General features: G+C 71.1%; 15 protein-coding genes. 3 read left to right on the top strand and 12 right to left on the bottom strand.

The genetic code is table 11. The features are described from left to right. Window positions 1–7: 7 nt before the first annotated feature. The 3 genes from D7X32_RS08835 to D7X32_RS08825 form a co-directional block, all read right to left on the bottom strand. Complete coding sequence (locus D7X32_RS08835; protein ID WP_120602070.1) at window positions 8–1,486, bottom strand: hypothetical protein; 1,479 nt, start codon at window positions 1,484–1,486, stop codon at window positions 8–10. An 81-nt stretch (window positions 1,487–1,567) separates the two neighbouring features. Then, window positions 1,568–2,950 carry a formimidoylglutamate deiminase gene (gene hutF, locus D7X32_RS08830; protein WP_120602085.1) on the bottom strand — a complete coding sequence of 461 codons (1,383 nt, stop codon included), beginning with the start codon at window positions 2,948–2,950 and terminating at the stop codon, window positions 1,568–1,570. A 44-nt stretch (window positions 2,951–2,994) separates the two neighbouring features. After that, window positions 2,995–3,480, bottom strand: a complete 486-nt coding sequence (locus tag D7X32_RS08825; RefSeq protein ID WP_120602069.1) for a ferritin-like domain-containing protein — start codon at window positions 3,478–3,480, stop codon at window positions 2,995–2,997. 253 nt (window positions 3,481–3,733) lie between these two features. On the opposite strand from D7X32_RS08825, the gene ligD reads away from it, so the two are divergent. Together ligD and D7X32_RS08815 are read left to right on the top strand one after the other, a co-directional pair. Continuing rightward, window positions 3,734–6,280, top strand: coding sequence for a DNA ligase D (ligD, locus tag D7X32_RS08820; RefSeq protein WP_208752363.1), 2,547 nt, complete (start codon window positions 3,734–3,736; stop codon window positions 6,278–6,280). A gap of 75 nt (window positions 6,281–6,355) precedes the next feature. After that, entirely contained in the window at window positions 6,356–7,309 is a 954-nt protein-coding gene (locus D7X32_RS08815) for a DMT family transporter (RefSeq protein ID WP_120602067.1), read from the top strand. A gap of 1 nt (window position 7,310) precedes the next feature. On the opposite strand, the gene D7X32_RS08810 is transcribed toward D7X32_RS08815, so the two are convergent. From D7X32_RS08810 to D7X32_RS08790, 5 genes are all read right to left on the bottom strand, one after another. Continuing rightward, the gene (locus tag D7X32_RS08810) at window positions 7,311–11,048 is read right to left on the bottom strand and encodes a VCBS repeat-containing protein (protein WP_120602066.1); all 3,738 of its coding nucleotides are present in this window, start codon (window positions 11,046–11,048) and stop codon (window positions 7,311–7,313) included. A gap of 90 nt (window positions 11,049–11,138) precedes the next feature. Next, window positions 11,139–12,701 carry a hypothetical protein gene (locus D7X32_RS08805; protein ID WP_120602065.1) on the bottom strand — a complete coding sequence of 521 codons (1,563 nt, stop codon included), beginning with the start codon at window positions 12,699–12,701 and terminating at the stop codon, window positions 11,139–11,141. A 6-nt stretch (window positions 12,702–12,707) separates the two neighbouring features. Further along, window positions 12,708–14,114 carry a DUF1501 domain-containing protein gene (locus D7X32_RS08800; RefSeq protein WP_120602064.1) on the bottom strand — a complete coding sequence of 469 codons (1,407 nt, stop codon included), beginning with the start codon at window positions 14,112–14,114 and terminating at the stop codon, window positions 12,708–12,710. 17 nt (window positions 14,115–14,131) lie between these two features. Next, a complete protein-coding gene (locus D7X32_RS08795; RefSeq protein ID WP_120602063.1) occupies window positions 14,132–14,803 on the bottom strand; it encodes a hypothetical protein in 672 nt (223 codons plus the stop codon). Then, window positions 14,803–16,608 carry a DUF1585 domain-containing protein gene (locus tag D7X32_RS08790; protein WP_244238919.1) on the bottom strand — a complete coding sequence of 602 codons (1,806 nt, stop codon included), beginning with the start codon at window positions 16,606–16,608 and terminating at the stop codon, window positions 14,803–14,805. The genes D7X32_RS08795 and D7X32_RS08790 overlap by 1 nt, the downstream gene beginning before the upstream one ends. A 334-nt stretch (window positions 16,609–16,942) precedes the next feature. Here D7X32_RS08790 and D7X32_RS08785 point away from each other — a divergent pair, with 334 nt between their 5' ends. After that, the gene (locus D7X32_RS08785) at window positions 16,943–17,512 is read left to right on the top strand and encodes a DUF420 domain-containing protein (RefSeq protein ID WP_120602061.1); all 570 of its coding nucleotides are present in this window, start codon (window positions 16,943–16,945) and stop codon (window positions 17,510–17,512) included. A gap of 9 nt (window positions 17,513–17,521) precedes the next feature. Here the strand turns inward: D7X32_RS08785 and D7X32_RS08780 are convergent, their stop codons facing one another. From D7X32_RS08780 to D7X32_RS08765, 4 genes are read right to left on the bottom strand one after another with little or no spacing between them, the layout of a single operon-like run. After that, window positions 17,522–18,739 (bottom strand): hybrid sensor histidine kinase/response regulator, encoded by a 1,218-nt coding sequence (locus tag D7X32_RS08780; protein WP_244238918.1) that lies wholly within the window; start codon window positions 18,737–18,739, stop codon window positions 17,522–17,524. Next, the gene (locus tag D7X32_RS08775) at window positions 18,736–19,173 is read right to left on the bottom strand and encodes a response regulator (protein ID WP_120602060.1); all 438 of its coding nucleotides are present in this window, start codon (window positions 19,171–19,173) and stop codon (window positions 18,736–18,738) included. Before D7X32_RS08775 ends, D7X32_RS08780 begins: the two co-directional genes overlap by 4 nt. Continuing rightward, a complete protein-coding gene (locus D7X32_RS08770; RefSeq protein WP_120602059.1) occupies window positions 19,170–21,440 on the bottom strand; it encodes an ATP-binding protein in 2,271 nt (756 codons plus the stop codon). Before D7X32_RS08770 ends, D7X32_RS08775 begins: the two co-directional genes overlap by 4 nt. Next, window positions 21,421–22,029, bottom strand: coding sequence for a biliverdin-producing heme oxygenase (locus tag D7X32_RS08765; protein ID WP_120602058.1), 609 nt, complete (start codon window positions 22,027–22,029; stop codon window positions 21,421–21,423). Before D7X32_RS08765 ends, D7X32_RS08770 begins: the two co-directional genes overlap by 20 nt. Window positions 22,030–22,066 lie beyond the last annotated feature (37 nt).

Genomic DNA, 22,066 nt, shown 5'->3' with positions numbered 1-22,066 from the left:
GTGCCTGTTACGAGCCGGACGTGGACTCCTCCGGAGCGGGCGCCGCGTCCGGGTTGCCCAGCCCCTTGCGGATGGCGGGCTCGGAGGCCGTCACGTGGCCTACGTAGAAGACCCCGTGGTAGCCCTCCTTGTTGGGCGAGTCCCAGGCGTGGACGAAGAAGCGGTCGCCGTTGTCCTTCCCCTTCGCCTCCTTCACGCCGCAGTCCAGCTTCCGGCCCTTCTCATCCGCCGCGCAGATCCACGCCGTGCCGCTGTCGTAGGCCATGTCCAACGACGTGACGTCGTCGAGCTGGTCCTTCAGCAGGTAGCCCATGGGCCGGTACTGCTTGTCCCACGGCAACCCCTTCGCCGTGCGCGGATGGACGTTGCCGCTCACCACCAGGTGGAAGCGCCGCGGTGACGCCTTCACCTGCGCCAGCACCGTCTGCGTCAGCGCGTCCTCGCGCTTCTGGCCCGACAGCTTCGGGTGGTCATAGACGAACACCGCCACGTCCAGCCCCTGCGCTCGCAGCTGGCGCAGCTGCTCCAGCATGTTCGCCACCGCTTCGCTGCCACGCCCGTCCGGATACGGGCTGCGCCAGAACGGGGCCTCCATCAGCTTGAGCCAATCCACCTCGCCGCCCTGGCTCTGGAGGAACGTGGCGATGCGTGCCTCGTTCTCCACGGGCAGCTCCAGGCCCACCGTCACCGGCATGCCGGACGTGACGAGCTGGCACACGGACTGCGCGATGAAGCGCGGCACCTCCTGCGTGCCGTGCAGTTCACCCAGCAGCATCACCCCGCCCGCCTTCGCCTGCTTCTTCAGGCCGAGGATGGACTGGCCGCACTCGGTGAACGCCGGGGCTTCCTTCGCGCCCGGTGCCTTCGCCACCTGCTGCTCGGCGCTCACCGCCTGCTGCTTCGCGAGCTTCGGCATGATGCCCCGGAAGACCCGCCACTCCATGGTCAGGTCTCGCGTGCCCTGACCGGAGTCCACGTAGAAGGCGTTCTCTCCCACCGGGAAGGCCAGCCGGTCCTCGTCATCCTCGATGGAGACACCGTAAGCGGTGCTCGAGGACGCATCACCCGGCGCCCCCGAGCCGCGCTCACTGGGAGGTCCGCCGAGCCCCCGCCCTGCGCCCCAATCCAACTGCCGGCCGGGCTGCGCCAGCGCCTTGTTCACCGTCTTGGTGATGCGGATGATCCACAGCTTGCTCTTCGTCGGCGTCTCCCGCTTGCCGATGACCATGTAGCGGTGCCAGTAGCCCGCGATCTTCGAGCCGCCGAACTCCTGCTTCCATTCGGTCTCCAGCACCAGGCTGCCCCGGTCCTCGCGGTAGGGCAGGTTCGCGTCCGTGAAGTACTCACGGACCGACGGCCACATCTCCTCCAGCGGCAGGTCGTAGATGGCCTCGTAGTCCGGCGTCTCCAGTTCCTGACGCCCGGCGCAGCCCCCCACCGCCAGCCCCATCAACATCACCAACCACAGCCAGAATCTTGAGCGCATCCACATCCTCCCGTGGAAAACCCCACGTCGCGCTTCGTCAACGTCCCGCTCCGGCACGGCATATCGAACCGTGCCCCAACCCTATGGGTAGAGGCGCCGGGCGAGCTGCTGGAAGGCCCGGCCGCTCTCATCCGTCAGCGGATGCCGGCCGTCCCGGACCATGAGCCGGCCCGCCACCGCCACCTCGCGCACCGCCCCTCCCGCCGCTCCGAAGACGATGCCCGGAAGCAGCGACGTGGGTCCCGCGCCCACCAGCGACGGGTGGTGCAGGTCCACGGTGAAGAAGTCCGCGGGCGACCCCGCTGAAAGCGTGCCCGTGCCCATCCCCAGGCTTCGCGCGCCCTGCACCGTGGCCATGTCGAAGAGCCGCGCCGACAGCCCGTCCAGCGTCCCCGTCCCCGGGTCCAGCACCGCCCGGCGCAGCCGCACCAGGCGCAGGTGCTGCTCCAGCTGCCGCGCTTCGTCCAGCAGGTCCACCACCGTCTGGCTGTCCGAGCCGAAGCTCACGCGCGCCCCGGCCTTCACCAGCGCGTCCGCCGGCACGATGCCGTCCCCCAGGTTGCGCTCCGTGGACGGGCACGCGCACACCGTGGCCTGCGCCCGGCCCAGCAGCGTCACCTCGGCTTCCGTCAGGTGCACGCCGTGCACGGCCGTGAAGCGCGGCCCCAGCAGGCCCACGTCCGACACCAGCTCCACCGGACGGCGGCCGTGCTCCGCGAGGCACGCCTCAATCTCCTTCGGCTGCTCCGCCACGTGCATGTGGATGGGCATGCTGGCGGGCGCGGTGCGGGCCACCTGCGTCAGCCAGTCCCGAGACACCGCGCGCACGCTGTGCGGCGCGAGCCCCACGTTCACCCGCGGGTCACCGCGCGTCGCGTGGGACAGCGCCTCCGTGGTGGATAGGAACGTGTCCACGTCCGCGTCGATGAAGCGGCGCTGACGCGGGTTCGAGGGCGCGTTGAAGCCCGCGCGCGCGTAGCCCACCCGCAGCAGACAGATGCGCAGTCCCACGTCCGTGGCCGCGCGGATGACCGCGTGCGCCAGCGCGTTGCGGTCCGCGTAGGGCGTCCCATCCGGCTGGTGGTGCAGGTAGTGGAACTCGCCCACCGTGGTGATGCCCGCGAGCGCCATCTCCAGGAACACCTGCCGGGAGGCGACGTGGATGTCCTCGGGCGTGAGCACCTCCGCGGCGTGGTACATCGCCTCGCGCCAGGACCAGAAGTCATCCTTCCCGCCGGCGGACGCCACGTATTCAGTGCGTCCGCGGATGAGCCGCTGGAACGCGTGCGAGTGTCCGTTGACGAGCCCCGGCAACAGCGCCCGCCCCGCGAGCCGCTCCACGCGCGCCCCTTCGGGCACCGCGCCGAGCACACGGCCATCCGCGCCCACCGCCAGCGCACGGCCTTCGTGGAAACGTCCTTCCGCGAAGAGGAAGTCGGGTTGGTAGACAGTGATGTCGCTCACGCGCGGCAGCGTATGCCAGTTCGCCACGACGCGCGGTAGCGGCTTCAGGCGCCCATTTCGGCGGTGTCCATGAAGGGCATGCGGCTCTCCGCCCAGGGACGGGTGCGCACCGCGTCGCGGATCCACGTGCCGTGACGCCGCTCGTCCTCGCGGTGCTGGCGGATGAGGACCTTCACCTCCGGGGACCACTCGAACTGGAGCGCCAGCTCATAGGCCCGGTCGAACAGCTCCTCGTTGCCGAGCATGGCCCACAGCGTGGCCTCCGTTCCCATCAGCCCCGTCATGGCCGTCAGGCCCTTCATCGCCGTGCCCTTCAGGTCCGGGCGCAGCGTCACCGGTTCACCTCCGAAGTGACGGATGAGCGTGTTGAGGTCCTGCACGTGGCGCAGGTGGTCCGCGCGGAAGCTGTTGAGGCGCTCACGAACCAGGGCCGGCCCGATGCGGGCGATGGCCACGTCATACGCGCCCACGGCGTCGGCATCGAGCTGGGCCAGGCTGTGCAGGCGAGCCACTTCGGACTTGTCGGCCATGGGTGCCTCCTCCAGCCGGGTACGGCAAGTGCTGGGGCCCGAACAATGTGGGGACGCCGCTTCCGCGAACCAACCGCCATCCCATGCACCCATCCCCCTTCCGCACCCAGGGCAGGCGGACGGACGGGGCACCCCTTCCAGGGTGTGGCCGGAAAATCAGATGCCGGGTCCACGGGGAGCGCCTGCCTCCCTGCCCGCCCACCAACCGATGGGAGGAATTGCGCGCCCGCTCTCCTGTGCAGAGCGTTGGAGTGTGAAGACCTCCGACACCCAGCAGCGGCTGCGTCACTACCGGACGAAGCGCGACTTCCAGCGCACCCCCGAGCCGTCCCCGGACGTGGTGGCTCCGAAGTCGAACGCACCCGTCTTCGTCATCCACAAGCACGACGCCACGCGCATGCACTACGACCTGCGCCTGGAGATTGGCGGTGTGCTGGTGAGCTGGGCCATCCCCAAGGGCCCCAGCCACGACCCTTCCGTGAAGCGGCTCGCGGTCCAGACGGAGGACCACCCGCGCTCCTACGCGGACTTCGAAGGGCACATCCCGGATGACCAGTACGGCGGCGGCGATTCGCTGCTCTGGGAGTCCGGAACCTTCGAGGTCGTGCCTCCCGGCGACGCCAAGGCGCAGCTCCAGCGCGGACACCTGGAGGTCGTGCTGCACGGCGCGAAGCTCAAGGGACGCTGGCACCTCATCCGCACGCGTCCGCGCGCTGGCAAGGCGCAGTGGCTCTTCTTCAAGGCGAAGGATGAACAGGCCAGGCCCGGCTACGACGTCACCGTGGAGCGTCCCGAGTCCGTGAAGAGCGGCCGGGTGGAGACGCAGGGCCCACGCAAGCCCGGGGTGCCGCGCAACAAGAAGCCCGCGAAGAAGAAGGTGGCCCGCCCGCCTTCGTCGCCAGAGGCGCTGCTGGAGCGCGTGTGGCCGCCCATGCTGGCGCGGCTGGCGGTGTCCGACGAGGTGCACGACGAGACGCACGCCTACGAGGTGAAGTACGACGGCTTCCGCGCGGTGTGCGCCCTCACGCACGGGAAGCTCGCCTTCCAGAGCCGCCGGGGCAATGACCTGGCGGGCCGCTTCGCGCGGCTCACCGCTTCGCTGCGCGAGCTGCCCGCGCACGACGTGGTGGTGGACGGCGAGATTGTCGCGCTCGACGAGAAGGGCCGTTCGCGCTTCCAACTCCTGCAGCACACGGAAGAAGGCGCGGAGCAGCGCTTCGTGATGTTCGACCTGCTGTGGCTGGACGGCGAGGACCTGCGCGAGCTTCCCTACGAAGAGCGCCGCGCGCGGCTGGAGAAGCTGATGACTCACGTGAAGCTGCCGCTGCAGCTCTCCGAGAAGCTGGACCTGCCGCTGTCGCGCGCCCTGCTGGAGGCGCGGCGCAAGGGGTGGGAAGGCATCATCGCGAAGCGCAAGGACTCGCCCTACACGGGCACGCGCTCCGGGGACTGGCTGAAGCTGAAGGTGGTCGCGGGCCAGGAGGTCGTCATCCTGGGCTACCTGCCCATCAAGAACGCACGGGCGAAGTCGGAGATTGGCGCGCTGCGCGTGGGCGTGCGGGGCAGGACCGGCTTCCACGACGTGGGCAAGGTGGGCACGGGCTACACCTCCGCGGACCGCCGCGAGCTGCGCTGGCTGCTGGACGCCACGCGCGTGAAGAAGCCCTCCGCCGTGGATGCGCCGAAGAACACGGACACCGTCTGGGTGAAGCCGAAGTACGTGGCCCAGGTGAACTTCACGGAGTGGACCAAGGACGGCCGCCTGCGCCACCCCGTGTTCCAGGGCCTGCGCAGCGACAAGGTGCCGAAGGAGGTCGTGCGGGAACATCCGGCCCCCATCGAGGGCGCCGCCCGCCGGGGCTCACGCCGCGCACCGGCGCAGGCCGCCGCGCGCACCGCGACCCAGAAGGCGCCCGCCGTGAAGACAGCGCGCGGGAAGTCCGCGCGCGCGCCGGAGGTGGTCCTCACGCACGGCGACCGCGTGCTGTTCCCCGAGTCTGGCCTGACGAAGGCGGACGTGTTCGCGTACTACCAGCAGGTGGCGCCGCTGCTGCTGCCCCTGCTCGAGGACCGGCCCCTGGCCCACCAGCAGTGGCCCGCGGGCATCCAGGCTTCGGGCTTCTTCCGGCACGAGCTGTCCGGCATCCCCGCGTGGCTGCCCACGCTGCGCGTGCGCCACGAGGACAAGACGCTGCGCCATGTGAACGTGAAGGACGCGTCCGCGCTCCTGTGGCTCGCCAACCAGTCCGCGCTCACGCTGCACATGTGGCTGTCCCACGCGCCCCGGCTGGCGCAGCCGGACTTCGTGGTGTTCGACCTGGACCCCGGCACTGGCGGCTGGAAGGACGTGGTGAAGGTGGCCACCCTGCTGCACGCGCGCCTGGACGAGCTGGGCCTCAAGTCCTTCCCGAAGACATCCGGCAAGCGCGGCCTGCACGTGCTGGTCCCCCTGGCGCCGGGCCACACCTACGCGCGCACCCAGGCGTTCGCGGACGCGCGGGCGCACGAGCTGGAGGAGGAGCTGAGCGACATCGCCACCACGAAGCGCTCCATCCGCGAGCGCGGCGGACGGCTCTACATCGACGCGGGCCAGAACGCGCGCGGCAAGACGGTGGTGGCGCCCTACTCCCTGCGCGCCGTGGAGGGCGCACCCTTCTCCGCGCCGCTCGCATGGAGCGAGGTGAACGGCCGCCTGGACCCGCACCGCTTCCGCCTCAAGACGCTGAAGAAGCGCCTGGACGCCGTGGGGGACCTGCTCGCGCCCGTGCTCCGGGTGAAGCAGGTGCTGCCGGACGAGTAGACCCGCGGCTGACGCGTCGCGCCCTGAACGGATGTTTCCCGGAAGGGGGCGGCGCGTGCTACCTCCCGCGCCGCCATGTCGTCCGTGACCGTCGTGAGCCCCGTCGCGAAGCCCGCGCCGCGGTGGAAGGTGTCCCTGGCCTACGCCACCTGCTTCATCCTCTGGGGCTCCACCTGGGCCGCCGTGAAGGTGGGGCTGGAGGACCTGCCGCCCCTGCGCTTCGTGGGCACGCGGATGCTCGTGGCCGGGCTGGCGCTGCTGCCCTTCGCGCGCTCGCGCGGGACTGCATTGGGAGGCGGGACCGGGTGGCGCATCGCGGGGATTGGCGTGCTCCAGCTCGCGGTGCCCTTCGGCCTGCTCTTCGTGGCGCAGCAGTGGATTCCCTCCAGCTGGTCCGCGCTCCTCTTCTCCACCTTCCCTGTGTGGCTGCTCCTGGTGGGGCGCATCGTCCTGCCCGACCAACCCCTCACCGCGCGCAAGCTCTTCGCCGCGGGGCTGGGCCTCACGGGCGTGGTGGCGCTCCAGCACCAGGAGCTGGTGTCGCTCAGCTTCTCCGGGCAGGTGCTGCTGGGCTGCGCGATGACGCTGGTCGCGGCGTCCGTGGTGGCGGTGGCCAACGTGCTGGTGCGCCAGCACATGACACATGTGCCGCCGCACCTGCTCACGCTGGTGCAGACGCTGAGCAGCGCGGTGTTGCTGCTCTCCGCGTCCGCGCTGTTGGAGTGGAACCAGCCGGTGCACTGGACGCCCAAGGCGGTGGGCGCGCTCTTGTACCTGGCGCTGGGCGGGACGGTGCTCACCTACCAGTGCCTGTACTGGCTCCTGCCGCGCATCTCGCTGGCGGCGCTGGGGGCCATGGCGCTGTTGGACACGCTGGTGGCGGTGACGCTGGGCGTGGCGCTGCTGGGCGAGCCGCTCACGCCGTCGCTCCTGGCGGGCGGCGCGCTCATCCTCACGGCGGCGGCGCTCGCCAACCGCGACGAGGCCCCGGAGGCGAAGGTGCCTCCGGAAGCCCCGCCCGCGGCGTGACTCAGAACGGCAGGGGCAGCGAGTACGCCGTGCCGTTCTGCGTGCCGGTGCGATAGCTCCTCGGCGCGCCGATGACGGCCGTGGGCGGCGAGCCTCCGGAGCCGGGGACGACGGAGATGGACTGGCCCAGATAGGAGCGCTCGGCGCCGTCACCCACCACCAGCAGGAAGGGCGACAGCGGGCCCGTGGACTTCGCGCCACCGGCGAAGAGGAACGCCGCGCCGTCGCCATCCGAGGCCACCGACGCGTTGGGCGCGCCCACCCACAGGTCTGGGATGCCGTCGCCGTTGAGGTCCCTACCGCCCGACAACGAGGTGCCGAAGCTCACCGCGCGGGCGCGGTAGGTGAGGTTCAGCGGGGCCAGGTTGACCACGTCCAGCAGCGTCTCATCGGGGGAGGCGGTAGGGGTGAGCTTGGAGGTCTGGATGAGCAGCACCGCTTGCTGGCTCACGCCGTCCACCAGGTAGTTGTTGGCGCTCACCGCGAGGAAGTCCGCCCCTGAGGTCCCCAGGAACTTCCCCGCGCGCGTGGTGGCCACTCCCAGGTTCATCAACGAGCGCCCCACCTCCGCGTCCCCGGCGATGCGCACGGTGGCCCCCACCTTGCGTCCACCGCACCGCGCGCCGCCCGCGTCGTGGCCGTAGGCGATCACGATGCCCGAGTGCGTGTTGTCCGAGTAACGCCATGCCACCTCGTCGCAGCCGTCCCCGTTGAGGTCGCCCACCGTGGCGATGGCGGAGGTCTGCGGCAACGCGGTGGTGTTCCACTGCGCGGGCGGCCAGACGATGGGGATGGAAGGCCACGAATAGGCAGGGTCGCAGGCGAGCGTGAGCTTCGCGAGCGACGCGTCCTCTGGAGCGCGGCCCAGGAACACATCCATGCCGCGGTCGCGCAGCACGGCCAGGTCCTGCTTGCCGTCGCCGTTGAAGTCGAAGCCGCCCACCACGCCGCGGCCGATGGTGGTGCGCTTGCACTTCGTGGCCGCCGCGTCGTCGCAGGTGGCGACCACGGACGGCGCGAACACGCGCCAGGCCGGCTTGAAGGTGCCGTCCGCCTGCCCCGCCGACACCAGCAGTCCACCCAGCGACTGCGTGGCCGCTGTCATGCAGGCGTTCGCCACGTAGGGGTCGCGCTCCGTCGCGACGGAGTTCGTCGCCGGGATGACGAGCGCCGTGGCGCCGGCCACCATGTCCGGCCGCCCGTCGCCGTTGAAGTCCGTGAACGCCACGTCCACGCCCACGTTGCGGCCGCCGTACCACGGCGAGCTGGCGCCCTCTCCCGCCACGGTGGCCTTGCCGGGCTCCGCGGTGTCGAAGGTGTACGCGCGGCCCACGGTGAGGTCCGCGCCGTCGTTGTTGGGACCCGGGCCAGAGAAGCCCGGCGAGCCCACGAGGGCCATCACCTTGCCGTTGAGACGCGACACCGCCACGGTCTCACCGAAGCGCTCCACGCTGGCCTTCGCCGCCACGTCCAGGCCGCTGCGCGACCAGTCCGCGAGCGTCGCACCGGCCTTCTGGAAGATGTCCACGCGGCCGGTGAACGCGCCCGAGGCGGACGACGCGCGGCCGGAGAAGCCCACCAGCACCGGGCCGGACGGCAGGTTCCACGCCGAGAGGCCCGCGCCCAGCACCTCCGCCTTCGCCGCGCCGCCCAGCGCCGCGAGCGGCTTGTTCATCGCCGTGTCCTTCGTCAGGCCGGTGAGCGGGAACACCAGCACCTTGCCCGCGTTGCCCAGCGTCGTCGTGCCCACCGTCACGGACGCATACGGCGCGCCCAGGAGCAGCTCCGGCCCTGGCGTGCCGTCCACATCCATCACCGCCCAGCTGCGCGTCGCGGTGATGCTCCGCGCGTCGCCGTAGAAGCGCGCGAACGCGTTCGTCAGCGGCACCTTCACCGGTTTCACCGTCGCCGGGTCCGCGGCCAGCGTCGCGCCCCGCAGGTCGAACAGGTACGCACCGCCCGCGTCAACCTGCGCCGCCACGCCGCCCGTCGTGCGCAGGTCGGGCGCATCCGCCCTGTCCGCCATCACCAGCAGGAACGGAGGCCGGCTGCCCTCGCCGGGGATGGCGCCCAGGCGGAAGGTGCCCTCGTTGGCCATCGTCTCCACGGCGGTGTTGGACACCAGCACGTACTGGTCCGGCGCGGAGCGGTAGCGCGGCGCCGTGTCGCGCGCGAAGTACACCGCCACGGCCATCTGCTGTCCGTCGGCGGTGTTGTCCGCCTTGAAGCGGGTCAGCCGGTGCAGCGCCGCCAGGTCCGGACGGCCGTCGTCATTGAGGTCCGCCACGACGATGGCGCGGCCCAGCTCCGTGGTGCTCTTCAGCTCGAACTCGCCGGTCACCTTCACGTCCTGGCCGCCCAGGCGCACCGCCGGCAGGTCCGGGACAGGCTGCCCCTTGGTGAGGGTGAAGATGTCGATGACGCCGCGCCGGCTGATGCCGGCGAGGGTGGACAGGTCGCCGCCGGGCGAGCCCACGAACAGGTCCATGTCGCCGTCGCCGTCCGCGTCCGCGATGGCCATGCCCGTGCCGAACCCGCCGCGGCCCAGGCCGGTGAGCGCGGGCCTCAGCAGCGCGGGCGCCTGGCCCGGCTTGAACGTGTAGAGGTACACCGCGCCCGAGTCACCGATGGTGACGTCCGCGCCCGGCGAGGACACCGCCAGGTCCGCGAGCCCGTCGCCGTCCAGGTCGCCCACGGCCAGCATGTCGCCGAAGAGCGCGCCCTCCGTCTCGCCGGTCAGCACCCAGGTGGGCTTCACGGGCAGGCCGGAAGCGCTGCCCTTGTAGATGAACACCGCGCCGCCCGTGGGGCGCGACAGCTCGCTCTCGCGCTGGCCCACCGCCAGGTCCTGGATGCCGTCGCCGTCGAAGTCCGCGGTCACCATCATGGCCACGTCCGACAGCTTGCCGTGCGCCAGCAGGGGCCGCGTCAGCTCGTCCAGCACGCGCACCGACACCGGGGCGACGTCACCGGTGAAGGCGTCCTTCGCCTCCAGCACGACGGTGCCGGTCGCCCCCGCCTCCACCACGATGCGGCCATTCACCACGGAGCCGGGGCCGGACTTCTTGCTCCACGTCACGCGGTCCGTGCCGCCCGCCGTGCCCAGCGGCGCGGAAGAGCCCGACGGCACGCCCAGATACTGCGGGTCGCCCACCAGCTTCGCGGCCTTGCTCACGGTGTACTGGAGCGCCACCGTGTCGCCGGACTTCGTGTCGCGCACGGTGATGACGTCCTGCGCCTCCACCTGCCCCGCCGTGTAGACGCCCGCGTCGGTGAGCGTGGCGCCGGAGCCGTTGGTGGTGAGCGTGAAGGTCGCCGTGCCCACCAGCCCTTCGATGAGGATTTGAAAGGACGTGCCCGGCCGCAGCATCGCGCGCGCGGGCGAGACGCCGAAGCCCGCGATGACCTTCACCTTCACGCTGGTGGAGCCACCGCACTGGTCGTCCACCACCGTCAGCGTGTCCTCGCCGGGCGTGGAGCCCGCGACGAAGCGGTTGCCGCGCATGTCGCCGGAGGAGCCGCCCGCCTCCGCGCGGAAGGTGTAATGGCCGCTGCCGCCGCCGGCCGTCAGCGTGGCCACGCTTTCGGAGCGCACCGTCGTGGGCTCCGCCGACAGCGTCAGCGGGGCCAGGCCCTCGCAGGGGCCCACGTAGGGAAGCTGCTCGGCGGGCTTGAGCTCACCGTCACAGGCCAGGGTCAGCAGCGCTGCGAGGGGGGTCGCGCGGAGGAGACGTTTCATGGGGGGTGCCTCGGAAGGGGGCGCCCGTCCTCCCCGGGTGGAGGAAGACGGGCGCATGCACTCAGGGGAAGCAGTCGCGACGAAGGGACTTCAGGGCAGCGCGCCAGACGACACCCAACGCTGGATGAGGGCGATGCCCTGCTGATCCAACGGCCCGTCCGCGGGCATGCGCAGGTCGCGCACCGCCGCGTTGATGAGCTGGGCGTTGGACTTCCACAAGTCGTAGGTGTTCAGCGGCCGGCCAGGGCTGGTGGTGTGGCACTTGGCGCAGCGGGCCTCGTGGATGGGCCGGATGTCGCGCGCGTAGCTGGGGGTGGTGGTGAGCGGCTGGTAGAGGAAGGGCATCTGCCGCCGCGCCTCCGAGCCGTCCTCGAAGCGGGACACCACGCCCAGCGTGTGCCCGCCCGGCGCCAGGTTGGTGAAGGAGAACGCCTTGAGCGTCTCCCCATCCGCCTCCAGGCCGCCCATGCTGAACGCGGGCCCAGTCGCTTCGACCTCCTGGCCCTCCAGCTGGAAGTGGACGCTCTTCGGCGGGCTGCCCGGCGGCAGGTGGGCCTGGACAATCAGCCCGTCCTCCACCACCAGCATGCCCTGGTGCATGCCCGTCACGCGCGGCGCCGGCGTCTGGCTGATGGCCAGGGCCTGGTCACCCACGCGCACCCACGCACAGCCGCTCTCGTCCGCGGCCAGCAGCGTCACCGACCCGGAAGGCAGCCCCTCCGCGGAGCCCCAGACCTTCGCGTCCGCGTCGTAGGTGTAGAGCCGGTCGCCCGCGCGGGCCCAGAGGTAGCGCCCCGCGCCCAGCAGCTGTTCGGGCCGCGACGGCAGCGCCACCGTGCTCCAGCCGTCCGTGTTCCGGCGCAGCAGGCGGGTGCTGGTGAGCACCCAGATTTCGCCCGGCGCGCCCGTGCCGGCGCCCAGCCCCGCGAGCGTCTGCACCGTCTCACCGCCGTTGAGCGGCGCGTCCGTGCCGCGCACCTGGTAGACGCCCGGCGCGGACGCGACCACCACGTTCAGCTTGCCCTCGCGCGCGAACCACAGGCCCGCGAGGCCGTCCTCCGCGGGCGCGGCCGTCATGGTGGTGATGCCGGTGAGCGGCTGCCCGGACAGCTTCAACGACGCGAGCACGCCGCCCTGGATCTGGAACAGGCCCGTGGGGTGGGCAATCCAGGCGGCGCCGTCCGCCGTCTGCGCGGTGGCGACGATGCCGGTGCCCAGCACCTCCTGCCACAGCGGTTCGATGAGCCAGCCCTGATCCGCCAGGAACAGGCCGCGGTCCGTCTCCACCAGGGCGCTGTGCGGCCCCAGGCGGAAGGTGGCGCGCACCGCGCCCAGGGGCGCCGTGTTCTGCGGATGGGCGGCGAGCGCGGCCCTGGAGCCGTCCAGCCGCAAGCGCACGGCTTCACCTGTCGCGGTGGCGAAGATGCCGCCGCCGGACTGGTCCGCGAAGCCGGGCATCGCGGCCAGGGACTGCGCCGTGGAGACCTGGGTGGCCGTGAATGCCGCGGGCTTCGCCGGGTCGCTGCCCGGGGGTGCGTCCTCGCCGCACGCGGACAACAACACCGCGGCGCAGAGCAGGATCGAGGGGGAGAGGAAACGCGCCACGGTGGGGGAACCGTGGCGCGGCCGGGGACGCGAGGAGGGAGTGCTCATCAAGGTTCAGGCAAGGATGAACCGCAGCGGGTCCACCCGCGTGATGCTGTAGTCCAACTTCGCCGAGGCCAGCACCGTGGCGATGATGTGCTCGGGGAAGATGTTGGAGCCGTTGGGGTCGTTGGCGCCCGTGCGCAGGTCCACCGTGCCCGGCGACATGCCGATGTCACCGCTGCGGCCCACCACCAGGTTGTGCTTGATGCCCGCGCCCATCAGCAGGCAGCTGTTGGACAGGTGGTGGTCGCGCCCGCCCGTGGCGTTGATGGTGGGCGTGCGAGCGAACTCGCTGAACACCAGGATGGTGGTGTGGTCCATGAAGTTGCCGCCGCCGGGGTGAGACGTCTGGCGGAGATCATTCACCAACAGGTTCAGCGCGTCGAATCCCGCCCGCTGGTTGCTTGCATGGGTGACTTGCGTGCCGAAGTGGGTGTCCAGGCCGCCAGCCAGGTTGATGGACACGCACTGGCTGATGCCCTTCTTCAGGGCGGTGGCCACCATGGCGGCGCGGCCCGCGGCGCTGTTGTACGGATAGGACTGGCCGTTGAGCCCGTAGAAGTCGCGCACGGACTGGTTGGCCGCCAGCTGGAAGCGGAACGAGTCCGACAGCTTGTTCTCCATCACCGACTGCATCTGGCCGCGGCTGCTCTCGTAGGCCGAGCCCACGCCCCGCGCGGTGAGCGCCTGCTCCTCGCAGGTGATGGGCATGCCGTTGAGGTCGATGAGGCTCTTCTCGATTTCGCTGTCCAGCTGGCGCGCCGCGGTGGGCGGATCCAGCGTGAGCACCAGGTCCGCCAGGCCGCTCACGCGCAGCGCGTTGGCGTAGCCGCCGTAGCGGTCGTTGTAGGACTCCACGCCCTGGGCGATGGACGGGATGGGCACCGTGGGCTTCATCTGGCCCACGATCTCCGTGGCGGTGGAGGAGCCGCGCGCCGCGCTGCCGATGGGCATCTTCCCCGTGAGGAAGTAGCGGTAGCCCACCTCGTGGGTGAGCGTGCTCATGTTGATGCCGCGCACCACCGTCATCAGGTCGTAGTGGTCCGACAGCGCGCCCACCGCGGGCCCGAAGGTCATCGTCGAGGGGCCGGCGCCCGCGCGCTCCTTGGGAACGATGGGCACCTGCTGGAAGCGGGAGTCCGTGGAGAGCAGGCTGTAGCCCGGCATGATGCGCGTCTCGGAGACGCGGTCGGCGGTGAACACCGCCGGGTCACGCGGGTCGAACGCGAGCAGCTGATCCCACCCGCCGCTGAAATACACGAACACGAAGCAGCGGTCGGGCGCGGCCAGGTTGGTCGCCTGGGCCACGGCCTTGAAGGGGATGCCTCCCAGGAGGAGGGAGCCCATGAAGCCGGCTCCGGCCTTGAGGAAGGTGCGGCGCTCGGGGCAGCTGAGGTCGTCTTGGCGTGTCTTCTTCATCGCAGGCACCGTCAAGGTCAGTAGGTGATGAAGCGCGAGTCCGTCAGCATGGCGATGCACACCACCGCCAGCGCCTGGTCACGCTTCTTGAGGGTTTCGGCCCGGGCGGCGGCCTTGCGGAAGAACGTGGAGTAGCGCGTGAGCTCGTCACCGGAGAGGGGCGCGCCCCAGAACCGGGTGGAGAGGTACACGAGCGTTTCGTTCACCTGCGCGTCCGTGAGCTTGGTGAGGTCGCTCATGGGCGTGGGCAGCGTGCGGCCCAGGGTGCGCAGCGTCACGTCCGCCTGCGCGATGTCCTTCTGCGCCTGGGCGATGCAGACCTTGCGCGCGCCGTCGTCCAGGAAGCGGGCGAAGACGAGGTTGGGCTCCGTGTTCTCCGTGGTGATGAGCGCGTAGTCGGCGCGGCCCAGCGACGCGGCGCGCGACTCCAGCTCATCCCACTCCATGCCCACGGCGATCTTGATGGACTCCTTGAGCTGCGCGACGGTGAGGCGGCGGGGCGCGCGGCCCACGCTGCCGCCCTGGGCCTCCGGGTCCGGCAGCGGGTCGATCTGGTCCGTGTTCCCGTGCGGGTTGGGCACCGGGTCCAGCTGGGCGTCCAGCGGAACGGGCTTGGCGGGGACGTCCACGGAGCCCTGCGTGCAGCCCGTGGCGAGCGCGAGCAGCGCGGTCAACAGTAGGCGGCGCATCAGTCGATCCTCCGGTACGCGTCGGACATCACCACCTGCTCGATGAGTCCCTTGAGGCTGTGGTTGTTCTTGGCGAAGTCCTGCGACAGCGTCTGGAGGTACATCCGCTGCTCCTCGGCCGTCATCGCGCGGCCCAGGAACTCGTTCCAGACGCGCTTGACGGTGCAGCGCTCCAGGTCGCCCGTCTCCATCATGCGCTTCACCAGCGCCTGCGGGCCGCCCTCGATGTTCTTCTCCTCGTCCGTGGTGCGGTAGAGGTAGGTCTTCAAGAGGCCCAGCGAGTTGGCGCCGTCGCCGTCGAAGGCCTGCATCACGTACTGGCTGCACTCGCCGCCGCAGCTGGTGTCACCGTTGATGGCGCAGTCGCGGCACTTCACGTCCAGGCGGGGGAACTGGTCCGCGGACAGGAACAGCGCGGAGCGCTCCGCGTAGCGGCCCCAGTGCGCGCCCGTGGGCTCGATGGTGGCATGGCAGTAGTTGCAGCCGCAGCGCTTGGCCAGGTTGTTCTCGCGGTTGCAGGCGTCGTCCGGGGGCGGCAGGGACGCGTCCGCGGCCGGGGCGAAGTGCTTGCAGAGGAACGCCTCGTAGAACTCGTTCACGCGGGCGCGCTGGGTGGGGAAGCGGTAGAGGAACGCGGGCGTGGTGAGCACGCCGGAGTGGGTGTTGTCGCGGACGTACTCGCTCCACTGGGTGGTGCTGGCGTACGTCACGGAGGGCAGCACCGCGCTGTCCGCGGGGGCCTTCACGCTGAAGACGCCCACGCCCTGGCGCTGCCGGTAGAACTCCGACAGCGGGCCGTTCACATAGGAGCGGCGGGTGGTGAGGATGTTGAAGTAGGGCTCGTCGTTCCGCACCACGGAGTCCGTGATGTAGAGCGGCTCTTCGTTGAAGGCGGCGACGCGCGCGGTGTGCACCTCGGTGATTTCGCAGCGGCGCATCTTGTCGCCGCAGCCGCAGCTGCGGTCGCCGTTGAAGCGCGACGTCTCACAGGCCGCGCCCGTGTACGGGTTCGTCGGGCGGTCCTGCGCCTCGATGGCGCACACCTTCACGGGCTCCGTGGTGGTGGACCAGTAGGGCTGCACCGTGGTGGTGACGTAGCCCTCGCGCTGCACGCAACCCCGCCTCGGGCTCCAGACGCCCGCCTGGCTCGTGGAGATGTCGAACCCGCAGCGATCCAGCGTCAGGGTGCCGGTCCCACCCGCCGGCTGCACCCAGGAGGTGATGACGCCCGTGGCCGGCGACGGCACCAGCACGTTGGTGGTGTTCTTGTTCGGGTCCGGCAGGCACAGGTAGCCCACGGACTTGCCCGCGGAGGCCAGGTAGCGGTTGTCGCAGAAGTTCACGTACTTGCCGTACGTCGCGTTCGCCTTCAGCGCGTTGCAGTCCGCGAACTTCAGCTCCGGCGCCGTGGCGTTCACGTCCAGCTGGCGGCACTGGTAGAAGTTCGTGTCGTAGTCGTAGCTGACCGGCAGCGGCACGCCCTGCGCGTCCCGGCAGGCGGGGGCCGTGGAGTTGTCCTGGTGCGCGTCCTGCGGGTTCGCCTTGCAGCTGTCCTGGGCAATCTCTCCGTCACAGCGCTGGCTCTGGCCACCGCGCAGGGCGTTGGAGTTGTTGCCGGCGAAGCTCAGCGGCGTGCCGGACACGCGGTAGTCGCCGTTGCCCTGCACGCTCGAGTTGATGTTCGAGCGCAGGAGGGCGCGGTGGAACTCGCGCATCCGGGCGTAGAAGGACTCTTCACCCATCATCTTGCGGACGTCCGCAGCGGTGACGGAGCCTTTCGCCTGGAACGTTTTGTACTCCTCCATGGTCGGAGGACGTCCCAGCAAATCGAGAGAGAGCTGCCTTAGATGCCGCTCCAAGGGAACCTTCGCCACGGGCGCGCACACCGCTTCTTCAGCGGCGGCGGGCAGGGCGAGCAGGAGGGCGGCGCTCGCCAGGGGGGCAAGGCATCGCACGCTGAACACGGTGAACCTCCGAGAGGGGGGGTCGGGGGTGACGCAGTGAACAAGAGTATGAAGGATTTTCCGGTTTGAGATCCAGTTAACCTAACCGATTCCATTCAACCGACATATCGGTCGATGTAGGCCCCTGCTCGTACGCGCGGTTGCACGCGGGCCCTGGCGCGAGCCACAAGGGGGCATGTCCAACGCCGCTTCCGGGCTTTCCCCGTCGTCTCCGTCCACCCACGACCGCTCCTTCTTCATCGCGATCGGCGTGGTGTCCGCTGGCGCGCTGGCGCTGCTGGCGTGGCTGCTGCTCATCCGGCGCGGAGGCGCGGGCATGGGCGTGGACCTGCGCTTCATGCCGGCGGTGAACGCGGGGTTCAACGCGACGGCGGCGGTGCTGCTCTTGGGCGGATGGGTGGCCATCAAGCGCGGCGCGCGGCGGGTGCACCAGAACCTGATGGTGAGCGCGTTCATCGCGTCCGCGCTGTTCCTGGTGGGCTACCTCGCCTACCACTTCGTGCACGGGGACACGCGCTACGTGGGCGACTTCCGCGGGCTGTACCTGACGCTGCTGGCCAGCCACGTGCTGCTGTCCATGCCGGTGCTGCCGCTGGCGCTGGTGGCCTTCTACTTCTCCTGGCGGCAGCAGTTCGCCCGGCACCGCAAGGTGACGCGGTGGCTGGCGCCCATCTGGCTCTATGTGTCGGTGACGGGCGTGGTGGTGTTCTTCATGCTGCGCGGCAGCGTTCCCGCGGTGCCCTGAAGTCCCGCGCTAGGGCGCGGTGTGTTCGGGGCCGCCGCTGGCGGGGGCGGGCCCTGGCGGGGCCGGCGTGGGGCCCGCGCTGAGCGGGATGCCCCGGGGCAGGCGCACCGTGAAGGTGGACCCCTGCCCTTCCACGCTCCGCACGGCGAGCGTGCCGCCGTGCAACTCCACCATGCGGCGCGCGCTGGCCAGGCCCACGCCGCTGCCGGACACGTCCCGGGACACGTTGCGGCCGCGGTGGAAGCGCTCGAAGACGAAGGGCAGGTCCGCCGCAGGAATGCCGATGCCCTGATCCGTCACGGCGAGCAGCACGAACTGCTGCGCGTCCGCCTCCTCCACCGTCAGGTGCACCGTGACGGTGGAGTCCGCGGCGCTGTACTTCACCGCGTTGCCCATCAGGTTCTCCAGCACGCGCTCCAGGGCGTGCGCGTCCCACTCGCCGGTGAAGTCGCGCCCGTCCGGCGCCTCCAGGACGAAGCGGTGGCGCGAGGCGGTGGCTTCCATCTCACGCACCTTGCCGCGCACCATGGCCAGCAGGTCCATGGGCTCGCGCTTGAGCGGGCGCTCCTGACCGCGCGTCACCTCCAGGAAGTGGTCGATGAGCTCCGCCATGCGGTGCGCCGCGCGCACGATGTGGCCCAGGCGCGTCTCCAGGCCGGGCGTCATCGACGCGGCGGGAATCTGCCGGCGCAGCACCTGCGCGTTGAGCGTCATGATTTGAAGCGGGCCCTTGAGGTCGTGCGTCGCCAGCGAGAAGAGCTCGTCGCGCACGGCCAGGGCTTCGCGGGCGGCGGCCTCGGCGCGCTCGGCGCGCAGGCGGCGCTCCTCCAGCTCGCGCGTCATGAGCACCGTGTCCACCGCGGTGCGCAGGCTGCGGCGCAGGCGCTCCGGACTGAAGGCCTCCTTCACGAGGTAGTCCTGGGCGCCGGCCTTCATGGCGTCCACCGCCACGCGCTCGTTGCCGCTGCCGGTGAGCACCACCACGGCGGGCACCTTGGGCAGGCCCAGCTCCGCCAGCTGCCGCAGCATGGAGACGCCGTTCATGCCGGGCAGGTGGTAGTCGAGCAGCATCGCGTCCACCGCGTTGGCGGACAGGTATGCCAGCGCATCCTCCGCGGAGGACACCGGCACCACCTCCCATTTCATGTCCGGATCACGCGCCAGCGCACGGCTGACCGCGAGCCGGTCCGCCATGCCGTCATCGACCAGCAGCACGCGCAGGCTCATGCCTCTGACTCCTGGGCCTCGGGCAGGCGCGCGGCCCGGAACCAGAAGGCATGCAGTGCTTCGGCGGTGGCCTGCAACTGGGGACCGACCTCCGGCTTGAAGAGGTAGCTGTTGGCGCCGTCCGCGTAGGCGCCGTCCACGTCCCCCGCTTCCAAGGAGGAGGAGAAGATGATGACGGGGATGGAGCGCAGGCCGGGGTCCGCCTTCAGCGTGGTGAGCACCTCGCGCCCGCCGATGCCGGGCATGTGCAGGTCCAGCAGGATGAGCACCGGGCGCTCCGCGTCCGCGTGGTCACCGCGCCGGTAGAGGTAGTCCAGGGCGTTCTCGCCGTCGCGCACGCGCACCACCGGCACGGGCAGCGGCAGACGCTTCGCGATGCGCATCAGCGCCTCCGCGTCCGGATCACTGTCCTCCACCAGCAGGAGCGGCTTCATGGTCGCGGTTCCTCGCCCAGCGTGAAGAAGAACGTGGAGCCCTTTCCCAGCGCGGAGTCCACCCAGAGCGCGCCGCCGTGCAGCGACACCAGCCGGCGCGAGATGGCCAGCCCCGCCCCCGTGCCGCCGCCATAGGCCTGCGCGGGGTGCAGGCGGCGGAACAGCTCGAAGATGGCTTCATGGAAATGCGGTGCGATGCCGATGCCGGGGTCCTTCACGTAGAAAAGGTAGGGCGCGGTGACGTGGCGCGCCGCTTCCGGCCGCGTTTCTCCCGGCCCCAGGAAGCCCACCTCCACCCAGCGCGGCTCGGCTGTCTGGTACTTGGCCGCGTTGCTGATGAGGTTGGCCCACACCTGACGGATGCGGATGGGGTCACAGGCCGCGGTGGGCAGGCGGCGGGGCAGGCGGACCTCCACCCTGCCCTCCTCCAGCCGCGCGCCCAGCGTCTTGAGCACGTCCTCCACCAGGGCCTGCTGATCCATCTCCTCCCACGACAGCTCCAGCCGGCCCAGGCGGCTGTACTCGAAGAGGTTGTCGAGCAGCTCGTGCGTGCGCTTCGCCAGCCACGCCAGGGCCTCCAGCTGCGCGCGTCCGTCCGCGCCCAGCGTGGGGCCGAAGTCCTCCTGGAGGAAGGAGCTGTACTGGAGGATGCCGCGCAGGGGCTCCTTGAGGTCGTGCGCCACGGTGCCGCCGAACGCGTCCAGCTCCGCGTTGGAGCGGGCCAGCTCACGCGACAGCCGGGCCAGCTCCTCCGCGTGCCGCAGCACCACGCCCACCAGCGCGCCCTTCAGCGCGCGCCCTGCCTCCAGGTCCTGCGCGGACCATGGGGTGGAGGCGCCCCGCATCTCCTCGCGCCACACGTCGAAGGACGCGCGAGGGCGCAGCCGTTCATGGCCCGGCTCCGGGCGCACGGGCTTGTGCGGGTTGCCGGCCCACGCCACGGTGCGCGCCACCTCCGGGCGGAACCACAGCGCGAAGTGCGGCACGGAAGGGTCCAGGCGCACCGCCAGCAGGCCCGCGGCCACGTCCGCGCGCGAGGCCAGCGGCGGGTACACGTCCCCCAGCCGGTCCACGTAGAAGACCTCGTCCGGCAGCTCCCGCGCCGAAAGCCATGCCACCAGGGCACGCACCTCCTCCGCCGACGGCGTGGTGCCGAGCAGCAGCGGTGACGCCTCCGAGCCCGCGCTCGCGCCCAGCACCAGCGCCACGCCGTGCGAGCCCGTGAGCTCCATCAGCAGCGGGGCCTGCGCCTCCAGCGCGTTCGCGGGGGTGCGCTCGCCCAGCTTCGGCATGACCAGCATGTTGAGCAGCGACGCGCGGCGCGCCTGGGCAGCGGCCTCCAGACCGCGCTCCTCCGCGGAGAGCTGGAGCGCCAGCAGCCGCGCCAGCACCTCGCACGCCTGTCGCCGCGCGGCGGACACCTTCCGGGGCGTCAGGTGGTGGCAGGCCATGAGCCCCCAGAGCTGTCCGTCCTTCAGCAGCGACACGCTGAAGGACGCGCCCACGCCCATGTTGCGCAGGTACTCCAGGTGGATCTCCGACACGCCGCGAAGCGCGGCGCCGGACAGGTCCAACGGGCGTTGGGTGCCGGGCAGCACCGCGGGCACCAGCGCCACGACCTTCGCGTTCACGTCCGCGATGAGGCGCACGGGGTGGCGCGTGTAGAGGGCGCGCGCCTGCACGGGGATGTCGGTCGCCGGGTAGTGCAGGCCCAGGAAGGAGTCCACGCCCTCGCGCAAGCTCTCCGCCACGACCTCGCCGTGGAAGTCCGCGTGGAAGCGGTAGACCATCACCCGGTCGTAGCCGATGAGCTCCCGCACCGCGTCCGCGGCCTCCTGGAGCAGCGCGGTGGACCCCTTCGCGCGCGCCAGCGGCGACACCAGCCGCTGCACCGCGCCCAGCGCGGTCTCCTCCGCGCCCACGTCCTCGTCCGCCAGCGGCTCCAGCTCCAGCACGCGCAGGCCGTCGCTGTCGTGCAGGAGCGCCGAGCAGCGCTGTCCCGACACCTCCACGGTGACGGGCCCCGGGCCCACGCCCGCCTCCACGCGCGCGAGCAGCCCGTGCGGCAGCACGCGGGAGAGGGGCTTTCCCAGCAGCGCGTCCGGCCCGGCGCCGAGCAGCGCGTGGACGTTCGCGCTCACGACGGCGACAGCCTCCGTGTCCTTCCGGAACGCGACGAGCACGCCCCGGGGCTGGATGCCCCCCAGCAGGTGGATGGGCTCGCGATCACAAACGCTGAGGTCGGCATCAGAGACGGACGGGGACATCGTGCTCTCGCATCAACCAGGCGGCGAAGGTGTCGAAGGTGTCGCGGGCGCCCTGTACGACGGCCGCGTCGAAGGACTCGGAGGCAGCCCGTTCGGACGCCTGGGTGACGGCGGCACCGAAGGCGCGCCACATGGGGCCCACCTGCTCACCGTAGGCCCGGAAGAAGGCGAAGGTCCCCACGCGCGCGTCCGGACCGAAGTGGCGCGTCAGGTGGCGCAGGATGAGCTGGCCACCCAGCGTGGAGCCCTCCAGCACGTACGCGCAGCCCAGCGCCTCGGCCAGCCCCGGCAGGGATGGCAGCGGCGAGGCACGCGGCAGCCGCGCGAGTGACGCCGTGTCGTGCCCCATGGCGCGCAGGTCCTCTTCCAACAGCGGCGTCTTCCAGCGCGCTTCCAGCTTCAGCGCCGGCTCCAGCGCCGACAGGGGCCCGGCGAGCAGTGCTTCCAGCGGCAGGTAGAGGCCGTGGAAGGCCTCCAGATGGCGCTGGTAATCCTGGGGCGTCAGGCGCGCGTCCATCAGGCGCACCACGCCCTCCGTGCGCTCGTGGTGCGGGCGCGTCTCCGTCTTCAGCCGCTGAAGCAGTGCCAAGGTCGCTGGAAGGATGGGAAGCGGCACGGCGCATGGA

Origin of the sequence: Corallococcus carmarthensis (genome assembly GCF_003611695.1) — a bacterium.
In the GTDB taxonomy this organism is placed as follows: Bacteria; Myxococcota; Myxococcia; order Myxococcales; family Myxococcaceae; genus Corallococcus; species Corallococcus carmarthensis.
This window is presented reverse-complemented; position numbering and strand designations above follow the sequence as displayed.

Excerpts from the sequence above, each read along its gene's own strand:
- D7X32_RS08780 (WP_244238918.1), bottom strand. The coding sequence starts at position 18,739 with ATGAGCCTGCGCGTGCTGCTGGTCGATGACGGCATGGCGGACCGGCTC.
- D7X32_RS08795 (WP_120602063.1), bottom strand. The coding sequence starts at position 14,803 with ATGCGCCGCCTACTGTTGACCGCGCTGCTCGCGCTCGCCACGGGCTGC.
- D7X32_RS08770 (WP_120602059.1), bottom strand. The coding sequence starts at position 21,440 with ATGTCCCCGTCCGTCTCTGATGCCGACCTCAGCGTTTGTGATCGCGAG.
- D7X32_RS08835 (WP_120602070.1), bottom strand. The coding sequence starts at position 1,486 with ATGCGCTCAAGATTCTGGCTGTGGTTGGTGATGTTGATGGGGCTGGCG.
- D7X32_RS08785 (WP_120602061.1), top strand. The coding sequence starts at position 16,943 with ATGTCCAACGCCGCTTCCGGGCTTTCCCCGTCGTCTCCGTCCACCCAC.
- D7X32_RS08815 (WP_120602067.1), top strand. The coding sequence starts at position 6,356 with ATGTCGTCCGTGACCGTCGTGAGCCCCGTCGCGAAGCCCGCGCCGCGG.
- D7X32_RS08805 (WP_120602065.1), bottom strand. The coding sequence starts at position 12,701 with ATGAGCACTCCCTCCTCGCGTCCCCGGCCGCGCCACGGTTCCCCCACC.
- D7X32_RS08775 (WP_120602060.1), bottom strand. The coding sequence starts at position 19,173 with ATGAAGCCGCTCCTGCTGGTGGAGGACAGTGATCCGGACGCGGAGGCG.
- D7X32_RS08825 (WP_120602069.1), bottom strand. The coding sequence starts at position 3,480 with ATGGCCGACAAGTCCGAAGTGGCTCGCCTGCACAGCCTGGCCCAGCTC.
- D7X32_RS08790 (WP_244238919.1), bottom strand. The coding sequence starts at position 16,608 with ATGGAGGAGTACAAAACGTTCCAGGCGAAAGGCTCCGTCACCGCTGCG.
- D7X32_RS08810 (WP_120602066.1), bottom strand. The coding sequence starts at position 11,048 with ATGAAACGTCTCCTCCGCGCGACCCCCCTCGCAGCGCTGCTGACCCTG.
- D7X32_RS08800 (WP_120602064.1), bottom strand. The coding sequence starts at position 14,114 with ATGAAGAAGACACGCCAAGACGACCTCAGCTGCCCCGAGCGCCGCACC.